The organism is Tuberibacillus calidus DSM 17572, assembly GCF_000430685.1.
Lineage (GTDB): Bacteria > Bacillota > Bacilli > Bacillales > Sporolactobacillaceae > Tuberibacillus > Tuberibacillus calidus.
The window spans coordinates 1-2440 of the sequence record NZ_KE387200.1 but is presented as its reverse complement, the minus strand read 5'-3'; the positions used below and the strand labels follow the sequence as shown (position 1 = coordinate 2440).

Annotated in this window: 3 protein-coding genes and 1 tRNA gene; 1 reads left to right on the top strand and 3 read right to left on the bottom strand. The window is 41.3% G+C overall.

Features of this window, described 5'->3' with window-relative positions:
- Positions 1 to 199: 199 nt before the first annotated feature.
- Entirely contained in the window at positions 200 to 433 is a 234-nt protein-coding gene (locus H532_RS19350; RefSeq protein WP_038112898.1) for a glutaredoxin family protein, read from the bottom strand.
- 115 nt (positions 434 to 548) lie between these two features.
- A complete protein-coding gene (locus H532_RS0117340) occupies positions 549 to 1487 on the bottom strand; it encodes a magnesium transporter CorA family protein (protein ID WP_027726509.1) in 939 nt (312 codons plus the stop codon).
- 455 nt (positions 1488 to 1942) lie between these two features.
- Here H532_RS0117340 and H532_RS0117335 point away from each other — a divergent pair.
- A tRNA-Arg gene (locus H532_RS0117335) sits at positions 1943 to 2021 on the top strand.
- A gap of 127 nt (positions 2022 to 2148) precedes the next feature.
- Here the strand turns inward: H532_RS0117335 and H532_RS19345 are convergent.
- Positions 2149 to 2440: transposase (locus H532_RS19345; protein WP_245566499.1), on the bottom strand; the 292-nt coding region annotated here is incomplete at its 5' end.

Below are 2440 nucleotides of genomic sequence, written 5' to 3'. Positions count from 1 at the left end.
CATTTTCACTGCGTTCCGACCTCAAAAATGAGCATAAATGCGTTTTTTGCGCATTTTCTTGCCGGTTTTGCCTTAAAACTGAGCAGACGCTCCAGTTTTTTACAAATTTCGCTGTAGTTTTCCAAATTATGGGCATATGCGTATTTTCGTGGCACATCATGCTGAAAAATGTGCATAAATAACGTTTTCCAGAACATCTTCATGGGTGGAGCGCCGCTTTCAATTTATGATAGGAAACCTTCCCCCAATCAATCACCGTGCCATCGACGGTAATGACCGGGATCATCCATTGATATTTTTCCAATAGCGCATCATCCGTATAAATATCGATTTCCTGATAGGTTAACCCGACAGAGGCACAAAGCGTCTCGAGTAGTTCTTTTGCCTCATGGCATAAATGACATTGCGGTTTTGAGTATAGGATAATCTCCATTAGGTTCGCCTCTATTTTTTTAAAATAAAGGGGACTGTTCTTGGGTCGCGGCTTTAATGATCGGGTAAACGCCGGAGTTCGCCTCTATTTTTTAAATAAAGGGTACTGTGCTAGCCTAAAAATATTTTTTCTTCCAGAAAATCACCGCAGTAACAATCGAAATCACTGCTGACAACATAAAAGGGATTAAGAACGCATGCGGGCTTTTCTGAAATGGAATGTCGACGTTCATGCCATAGAAACTTGCCACCATGGTCGGTAAGGAAATCACGATCGTGATGGCTGTTAAAAATTTCATAACGATATTGACGTTATTGGAAATGACGGAAGCAAAAGTATCCGTCAAACCGTTAAGGATATTGCTGTAGACTTCTGCCATTTCAATGGCCTGCTTAATTTCAATGATGACGTCATCCAATAAATCCTGATCATCTTCGTACATTTTAAAATAATTCAGCCGGAGCATCTTTTCCATGACGACGTTATTTGCTTTCAGCGATGTCATGAAGTAAACGAGTGTCTTCTCAAGGCTTAAAAGCGAGAATAGCTCTTTATTTTTCATCGATTCATGAAGTTCACGTTCGATTTGATTCGTGCGCCGATCGATTTGACGAAGATACCGGAGATAATAAGTCGCCATCACCGATAAAATTTGCAACGTAAAGCGCGTCTTTTTAAACGTGTAAAAACCTTTCACTTTATTATGAATAAAGTGCTGAATGATCGGATTATCTTCCAAACAAACCGTAATAAAATATTGATCTGTGACAATTATCCCAAGCGGAATCGTGTCATAAAGGGCCGAATCGCTTTCATCATTCACCTTAATCGGAATGTCCACGATGGTGAGAACGTTTTGGTCCTCTTTCTCAATCCGCGAGCGTTCATCATCATCCAATGGGTCTTTCACAAAATCGAGTGGGATACCTGTTAGTTCAACAATCCGGTCGATTTCTGCTTGATCCGGATGGGTTAAATTGATCCAACAGCCTTTTTGCACGTCATCAATTTTTTTAAATTGTCCGTCCGCCGAGGTGATGTAAATATCCAACATCCGTCAACACCCCCGTCATTTATTTGGGAGCGGTGTCGATTCCATAGAGTTAATAACGAAACAAAAGCCTCGTCAGCGAACACACCGTTCCCCTTTATCTTCGTCTCGGGTTCGGGACTCGTTGAGCCGTCGGTATTCATCTCGTTATCAACTCCTCTCGGTCAAATTTTCTCGCACCTACAATATTACATGCCTTTTCTCGATAACACAAACACTTTTTCCAAATGCTTCGGAAAATGGGCTTGACTTGGTATCGGTATCTCAAATAGAGGGTATGTCGGCATTTCTTCAATGAGAAAATTTAGTAGCTTAACATAGCTGTTTAAGGTAGTCTTTACATTTTTATTCTGAAAAAAAGCTTTCGTCTATTACCCATTTATACTTAAATAAAAAAACCTTGATTTCTTCTCAAATAGGTTGTATAATTACTCTTGTGTCGCATGAGTAAAAGACACGCGCCCGTAGCTCAGCTGGATAGAGCGGTGGTTTCCGGTACCACGTCTGCCGGGGGTTCGAATCCCTCCGGGCGCGCCATACATAACAATAAGATCAAGGAATTAGCTATTGCTAATTCCTTTTTTTGTTGTTTTTACTTTTACTTTTCGAGTTTACGGCCATAAGCGACTTTAATTTAGGGACTACTGAACAACCTACATTTTGATCAAAAGCTTACCACTCGCAGTTTGTGACATGAAAATACCTGACGAATGATCAAGTGAAAAAAGGAAAAAAAAGTATCCCGAAGGATCTTTTCAAGGTTCATAACCAGAAACTGCAGGGCAATGACGGTTTCACTTGTCTGTCGAAGGCGTGCTCGAATAAGACCAAGCCCATATGTACGCTTGCCCTCGCCAAATTTGCCTTCGACGGCGTTCCGATCCAAGGCGTCCTGGTATTCTATTCGTTTTTGGGCGCTGTCTTCCTCACTGTCTTTTAAAGGCCGGCCCAGTTTC